This is a genomic window from Lacinutrix salivirga, from assembly GCF_053604675.1.
The window spans coordinates 121782-128943 of the sequence record NZ_JBSHNP010000117.1 but is presented as its reverse complement, the minus strand read 5'-3'; the positions used below and the strand labels follow the sequence as shown (position 1 = coordinate 128943).

7 protein-coding genes are annotated in these 7162 nt (G+C 33.4%); all 7 read right to left on the bottom strand.

Going from position 1 to position 7162, the window contains the following annotated elements; genetic code table 11:
* Positions 1–150: 150 nt before the first annotated feature.
* The gene (gene groL / locus ACVC5O_RS10630; RefSeq protein ID WP_452221464.1) at positions 151–1779 is read right to left on the bottom strand and encodes a chaperonin GroEL; all 1629 of its coding nucleotides are present in this window, start codon (positions 1777–1779) and stop codon (positions 151–153) included.
* A 110-nt stretch (positions 1780–1889) separates the two neighbouring features.
* A complete protein-coding gene (gene groES, locus ACVC5O_RS10625; protein ID WP_452221463.1) occupies positions 1890–2165 on the bottom strand; it encodes a co-chaperone GroES in 276 nt (91 codons plus the stop codon).
* 146 nt (positions 2166–2311) lie between these two features.
* Complete coding sequence (gene secG, locus ACVC5O_RS10620; RefSeq protein ID WP_452221462.1) at positions 2312–2662, bottom strand: preprotein translocase subunit SecG; 351 nt, start codon at positions 2660–2662, stop codon at positions 2312–2314.
* Position 2663: 1 nt separating this feature from the next.
* Complete coding sequence (locus ACVC5O_RS10615; protein WP_452221461.1) at positions 2664–3608, bottom strand: hypothetical protein; 945 nt, start codon at positions 3606–3608, stop codon at positions 2664–2666.
* 102 nt (positions 3609–3710) lie between these two features.
* Positions 3711–4214, bottom strand: coding sequence for an LptE family protein (locus ACVC5O_RS10610; RefSeq protein WP_452221460.1), 504 nt, complete (start codon positions 4212–4214; stop codon positions 3711–3713).
* 99 nt (positions 4215–4313) lie between these two features.
* Positions 4314–5579 carry a sigma-54 interaction domain-containing protein gene (locus ACVC5O_RS10605; protein WP_452221459.1) on the bottom strand — a complete coding sequence of 422 codons (1266 nt, stop codon included), beginning with the start codon at positions 5577–5579 and terminating at the stop codon, positions 4314–4316.
* Positions 5580–5583: 4 nt separating this feature from the next.
* Positions 5584–7029 (bottom strand): tRNA (N6-isopentenyl adenosine(37)-C2)-methylthiotransferase MiaB, encoded by a 1446-nt coding sequence (gene miaB / locus ACVC5O_RS10600; protein ID WP_452221458.1) that lies wholly within the window; start codon positions 7027–7029, stop codon positions 5584–5586.
* Between the last annotated feature and the right edge of the window lie 133 nt (positions 7030–7162).

Sequence of the window (7162 nt, the reverse complement as noted above, 5' to 3'; positions counted from 1 at the left end):
AAACTTATAACAACAAAAGACCACATTTGAATCTTAACATGAAAACACCTAATTTTATACATAACAAAAAACCAGAGAAGTTAACTTCTCTGGTTTAATTTATTTTTTAAAAACTGTCAACCTATTTTAGGACGACTCAGTATTCTAAAATTACATCATTCCTGGCATTCCGCCTCCCATTGGTGGCATAGCAGGAGCTTCTTCTTTTATATCTATTAAAGCACATTCTGTAGTTAAGATCATTCCTGCAACAGAAGCTGCATTTTCTAAAGCAATACGAGTTACTTTTTTAGGATCTATAATACCTGCTTTAAGCATATCTACATAAGTTTCAGACTTAGCATCAAAACCAAAGTCTTTTTTGCCTTCTAAAACTTTGCTTATAACAACGCTACCTTCTCCACCAGCATTATCTACAATAGTACGTAAAGGTGCTTCAATTGCACGAGATACAATTTGTATTCCTGTAACTTCGTCTAAGTTTTCTGTTGTAATTTTCTCCAATACTTTTATTGCTCTTACTAAAGCAACGCCTCCACCTGCAACTATACCTTCTTCAACAGCAGCACGTGTAGCATGTAAAGCATCATCAACTCTGTCTTTTTTCTCTTTCATTTCTACTTCACTAGCAGCACCTACATAAAGTACAGCAACACCACCAGCTAGTTTCGCTAAACGTTCTTGTAGTTTTTCTTTATCGTAGTCACTAGTTGTAGTTTCAATTTGAGACTTTATTTGGTTTACTCTAGCTTTAATCTCGTTAGATTTTCCTGCTCCATTTACAATAGTAGTATTATCCTTATCTATCATAACAGATTCAGCAGAACCTAGCATAGTTAAATCTGCATTTTCAAGCGAAAACCCTCTTTCTTCAGAAATTACAACACCTCCTGTAAGTATTGCTATATCTTCTAACATCGCTTTACGTCTGTCTCCAAAACCTGGTGCTTTTACAGCAGCAATTTTTAAACCAGCACGTAATTTATTTACAACTAAAGTTGCTAAGGCTTGTCCTTCTACATCTTCAGCAATAATTAATAAAGGTCTTCCGGATTGCGCAACAGGCTCTAATATTGGTAAAATCTCTTGTAAATTAGCGATTTTCTTATCGAATAAAAGGATATAAGGATTTTCTAAATCTGTAATCATTTTATCAGAATCTGTAACAAAATAAGGTGATAAATAGCCTCTATCAAATTGCATACCTTCCACAACATCTACATAAGTATCTGTTCCTTTAGCTTCTTCTACAGTAATTACTCCTTCTTTACCAACTTTACCAAAAGCTTTAGCAATTAATTCGCCAATAGTATCATCGTTATTAGCTGAAATAGAAGCCACTTGCTTTATCATTTCCGAAGAGTTACCTACTTTTTTAGCTTGCTTTTCTAAGTCTTTAGTAATTGCAGAAACAGCCTTATCTATACCACGCTTTAAATCCATAGGATTTGCACCTGCAGCAACGTTTTTTAAGCCTTCTTTTACTATTGCTTGTGCTAATACAGTTGCAGTGGTTGTTCCGTCACCAGCTAAGTCGTTAGTTTTAGAAGCCACTTCTTTAACCATTTGCGCTCCCATATTTTCTAAAGGATCTTCTAGCTCAATTTCTTTAGCTACAGAAACACCATCTTTAGTTACTTGTGGTGCTCCAAAAGATCTGCTAATAATTACATTTCTTCCTTTTGGTCCTAAGGTTACTTTTACTGCATTTGCTAATGCATCTACACCGCGTTTTAATCCATCGCGTGCTTCAATATCAAATTTTATATCTTTTGCCATCTTTAAAATTTTAATTTTAAAGTTCCCACAAACATGGGAATCTCTATATTGTTAGTAATAAATTTTATTGTATTTATGCTAATAGCGAAAGGCTAATAGCCAAAAGCGAATTAAACAATCGCTAAAATGTCGCTCTCTCGCATTATTAGATAATCTTTACCTTCTAATTTAAGCTCTGTTCCTGCATACTTTCCGTAAAGTACTGTGTCGCCAGATTTAACTGTCATTGGTTCGTCCTTAGTACCTTTACCAACTGCAACAACTTTACCTTGTTGAGGTTTTTCTTTTGCGTTGTCTGGAATAATAATTCCTGAAGCTGTTTTAGTTTCAGCCTCTACAGGTTGTATTACAACTCTGTCTGATAATGGTTTAATGTTTAAGCTCATTTTTATATATGTTTTTAATTTAAAAAATTAGTGTAACGCTTAAGCGTTGTACTAAAAATGTGCCAAGCGCGTTTAACTGACAAAGTTGCATATAACAAAAATGCCAACTCATAGAGTTGGCATTTTAATAATTTTATATCAGAATTCTAGTTAGTAGAATCTGTAGGAATTGTCGTTGTTTCGTTTGTAGCTTCTGCAGGAGTAGTACTTGGTGTTGTTTGTATTACACTACTCTCGTCTAAAGCTTTAGAGTCTTGGTTTCCAACGTCTTTATTAATTGCAATATTAGATAATAATATTAATGCTAATAAAATAGTAGCTAACGTCCATGTACTCTTATCTAAAAAGTCTGTAGTTTTTTGTACACCACCTAATTGTTGTGTGCCTCCACCACCAAATGACGAAGATAATCCACCACCTTTTGGGTTTTGAACCATTATAACTATAACTAGCAAAAATGCTACGACTACGATTAGGATTAAAAATATTGTAAACATGTTATTCTTTATTTTTTTCTTGTAATTGTTTTACTGCTTTAATTTGGTCTGCAAAGAAACCACTTTTTTCTGGATATTTCAAACTTAAAATTTTATAAGATTGAATTGCTTTAGAATAATTTTTTTGTTCTACATAAATTCGTGCTAAAGTTTCTGTCATCAATGCTTCTGGCTGTATCATTTGCGCTTTAGCAATGTTGTGTTTAGGTGCAGTGGATTTATGAGGATCTATCTTTGGGTTTTTGGAAATAAACTGGTCTATAAGCTCAAATTTTTCTTCGCGTTTTAAAGCTTTTTTAGAGGTGTTATCTACCGTTTTTTCTTTGCTAACTTCGTTTTCTTGTCTTTTTATTGGTTTAAACGAAGTGAGACTAAGCCACTCATTAAACGAGTGCGTTTCCGATCGATCAAAATTTAAAGGTTTACCAACGTTTAATAGTTGTTCTGCGGAAGTGTTTTTGGTGACATTGGACTCTTCAACAGCTTTAATAGTATTTGTGCTATCTAACTCAAAATTAGCAAGTGATTGTTTTTTAATTTTTGGTTGAAGCATCTCAGATTCTAAAGCGTCTTTAGACTGTTTAATATGGCCTTTTATTGCTTTGTTTACAGAAACGCTTTTAGTAACCGAAATATCTTCAGCTGTAACTTCAATGGCATTTAGGTTGGTGGTGTTTTGTTGTATTAACTTAGAAATTTCGTTTTGCGCGAAGCTTTCCGAAGTTATAAAATCGAATAAAATACTTCTGTCTGTGGTATAAGCTGCTGTAGTTTTAAGTGTATGGTTGTATTTATAGCTGTCTGCATTTTTTAATGCTTTTAAATACGTTGCTCGTGCAGATTGTAAATACGGAAATTCTTCAATAACAGATTTTAATTCCTCAATATGATCTTTGGAGATCGCTTGTGGTTGTTGTAAAATAGTATTAAAATCGTTTTGGTTCATTTCTTAAATTATGTGTTTTTTAAAATTTTAGTTGTTCTCAATACATTTTAGTCGTTACTCATAAAACACTAAAACTGAAGTTGGGTTAAACTTCTCACTAATTTACCAATTAGCAAGCGAAGCGTTAAAAATATCTTGTGTTAAGCGTTCAAAAATTTCTTCGAAAGCGGTTTCTTTTGTGCTACCAATTAGTTGTTGGTTTGCAGGATAATCGTAAAAGAATGAAAATTTTCTATCAAAATCATTTTCTTCTTTCATTTTATTGTAAAATCTAACTTGTACACTTATGGTTAATCGGTTTTGTGCTGCAGTGTTGTTTGCCGTTGCTGTTGTTGGCGAAATTCTATATTCTGTTATTTCTCCTTCGTAAACCAAATCTCCATTAGAAGGTACTAAATCTAAATTGGTTTGATTTAAAATTAAATCTTCTAAAGCTAATTTAAAGTCTCTATCCAAACCTGGCTCTACTAATAACGCATTATTTTGAAAATAATTAACTTGGAATTTCTCTGCATTACCAACATCTGCTCCTGTAAAAGAGTAAGCTCCGCAACCTAATATAGTTGAGGATATGAATACTATTAAAATGTATTTTATGTGTTTCATTTTGTGCTCGCAAAGGCGAGTATCTTTTTAAGGTTTTACATTTACTAGGCTTCATTAATGGTAAGCCAAGCATTTTTTTGTGCTTTTTATAACGCGTAATTATAAATCAAATTGTTTAATTTTTCTATACAGTGTACGTTCGCTAATGCCTAATTCTTCGGCTGCTAATTTACGTTTTCCGTTATGGCGTTCTAACGATTTTTTTATTAGCTCTAATTCTTTGTCGTGTAAGGATAAGGTTTCCTCTTCCTCAATTTCTTCAGCAAAATGATATTTATCTTCCACCTCTTGCTCATAATTTTTATTTTCACTCTGTGGTATGGCTAATACTTGCAAATCGTCTATGGCATCTTCGTAAGATACTTCGTTTTCATTTTCGCCATATATTTTTTGAATAAGACTCTCGTTGTCCTTTTCAACTTCATTAATATTACCACTCTTCATGAGTTTCATGGTGAGTTTTTTTAAATCGTTTAAATCGGCTTTCATATCAAAAAGCACCTTGTATAGTATTTCGCGTTCGCTACTAAAATCACTTTCAGACTTTGTGTTATTTACAACAGCTGGTAAATTACTTCCGCTATTTGATGGTAAATAACTTTGTAGTGTAGCTGCACTTATGGTACGATTTTGTTCTAAAACAGAAATTTGTTCTGCAACGTTACGTAATTGCCTAATGTTTCCGCTCCATCTAAATTTTTGAAGCACTTGTACAGCATCGTCATTTAGTTTAATGGTTGGCATTTTGTATTTTAACGCAAAATCACTAGCAAATTTTCTAAACAATAAATGGATATCTTCTTGGCGCTCTCTTAAAGGAGGCAGATTAATATCTACAGTGCTTAATCTGTAATACAAATCTTCACGAAATTTTTCTTTTTTAATAGCTTCAAACATATTTACATTGGTTGCTGCTACTATCCTAACATTTGTTTTTTGTACTTTACTAGAGCCTACTTTTAAAAACTCTCCATTTTCTAAAACACGTAACAAGCGTACTTGTGTTGTTAGTGGTAACTCGCCAACTTCGTCTAAAAAAATTGTACCTCCATCTGCGACTTCAAAATATCCGCTTCTGGTTGCAGTTGCACCTGTAAATGCACCTTTTTCGTGACCAAATAGTTCGCTATCTATTGTGCCTTCTGGAATTGCACCACAGTTTACGGCAATGTATTTGCCGTGTTTTCTGTGTGATAAACTGTGTATAATTTTAGGAATACTCTCTTTACCAACACCACTTTCTCCTGTTACCAAAACAGAAATATCTGTAGGTGCAACTTGTATGGCTTTTTCTATTGCACGATTTAATCCTGCGTTATTACCAATAATCCCGAAACGTTGTTTTGTGGCTTGTATTGATTCCATGTTATTAAATTTTACTTAAACCAATCGCTTTACCAATTAAGGTAGCTTTGGTACAATCGGTTATTTTTACGTTTACAAAATCGCCTACTTTGTAATGTTCTTTTGGGAATACAGCAACAATATTATGTTCGCTACGTCCAGACCATTGGTTGGCAGATTTTTTAGATTCTCGTTCTACTAAAATCTCAATAGTTTTGCCTAAATGTTCTCGAGTTCTAAATTCGCTATGTTTAAGCTGAAGTGCTATAATTTCACTCAACCTTCGGCTTTTGGTAGTTTCAGGAACATCGTCTTCTAATTTGCGTTCTGCTAATGTTCCAGGTCTTTCAGAATACGTAAACATATAACCAAAATTGTATTTTACATACTCCATTAAGCTTAACGTGTCTTGATGGTCTTGCTCAGTTTCGGTTGGAAAACCAGCTATCATATCTTGCGAAATAGCACAATTAGGGATGATTTTTTTAATATTATCAATTAGCGTAAAATACTCTTGGCGAGTATGTAAACGATTCATGGCTTTTAATATACGATCGCTTCCACTTTGTACAGGCAAGTGTATGTGGTTACAAATATTATTATATTTAGCCATTGTGTTTATAACATCTAAATTCATATCCTGAGGATTAGAAGTAGAAAAACGAATGCGCATGTTGGGTTGTGCTTCGGCACAAATTTGTAATAATTTTGAGAAATTAACAGCAGTTGCTTTTTGCATTTCAGAGGCCTTTTCAAAATCTTTTTTGAGTCCGCCTCCATACCAAAGGTAGCTGTCCACGTTTTGGCCTAATAATGTGATTTCTTTAAATCCTTTGCTCCATAAATCGTTAACTTCTTCAATAATACTTTGCGGATCTCTACTACGCTCGCGACCTCTTGTAAACGGAACCACACAAAACGTACACATATTATCGCAACCACGAGTTATAGAAACAAGTGCAGTAACTCCATTGCTTTGTAAACGTACTGGCGAAATATCTCCATAAGTTTCATCTTTAGAAAGTACAACGTTTATTGCATCTCTACCATCTTCAACTTCGGCCAATAAATTTGGTAAATCTTTGTAGGCATCTGGACCAACTACAAGGTCAATAATCTTTTCTTCTTCTAAAAACTTACTTTTTAGGCGTTCTGCCATGCAACCTAAAACGCCAACCTTCATTTTTGGATTGCTATCGCGTTTTATGGCATTGTATTTTTCTAATCGTTTACGTACAGTTTGTTCTGCTTTATCTCTAATAGAGCAAGTGTTTACTAAAACCAAATCTGCATCTTCAAGTTTATTTGTAGTATTATAACCTTGTTGATCTAAAATAGAAGCTACAATTTCGCTATCGCTAAAATTCATAGCACAGCCATAACTTTCAATAAAAAGTTTTTTCTGGTTGTCTTTTTTTGGATCTAATATTAGGGTTTTTCCTTGTTGGCTTTCGTCTATCGTCTTTTCCATACTCAGTTTTCGCTATCGCGAAAATTTCATTTTAAAATCTTTGTATTACAGCTTACAAAGATAGTACTAATTTAGTTATTATGACAAAGTGACAGTGTGTTAAAGTTTATTAAAAAGAAATCTTACATTTGAA

What these genes read in the sequence shown, in the direction of transcription:
- miaB (WP_452221458.1), bottom strand. Translation starts at nt 7,029, where the DNA reads ATGGAAAAGACGATAGACGAAAGCCAACAAGGAAAAACCCTAATATTA.
- secG (WP_452221462.1), bottom strand. Translation starts at nt 2,662, where the DNA reads ATGTTTACAATATTTTTAATCCTAATCGTAGTCGTAGCATTTTTGCTA.
- ACVC5O_RS10610 (WP_452221460.1), bottom strand. Translation starts at nt 4,214, where the DNA reads ATGAAACACATAAAATACATTTTAATAGTATTCATATCCTCAACTATA.
- ACVC5O_RS10605 (WP_452221459.1), bottom strand. Translation starts at nt 5,579, where the DNA reads ATGGAATCAATACAAGCCACAAAACAACGTTTCGGGATTATTGGTAAT.
- ACVC5O_RS10615 (WP_452221461.1), bottom strand. Translation starts at nt 3,608, where the DNA reads ATGAACCAAAACGATTTTAATACTATTTTACAACAACCACAAGCGATC.
- groES (WP_452221463.1), bottom strand. Translation starts at nt 2,165, where the DNA reads ATGAGCTTAAACATTAAACCATTATCAGACAGAGTTGTAATACAACCT.
- groL (WP_452221464.1), bottom strand. Translation starts at nt 1,779, where the DNA reads ATGGCAAAAGATATAAAATTTGATATTGAAGCACGCGATGGATTAAAA.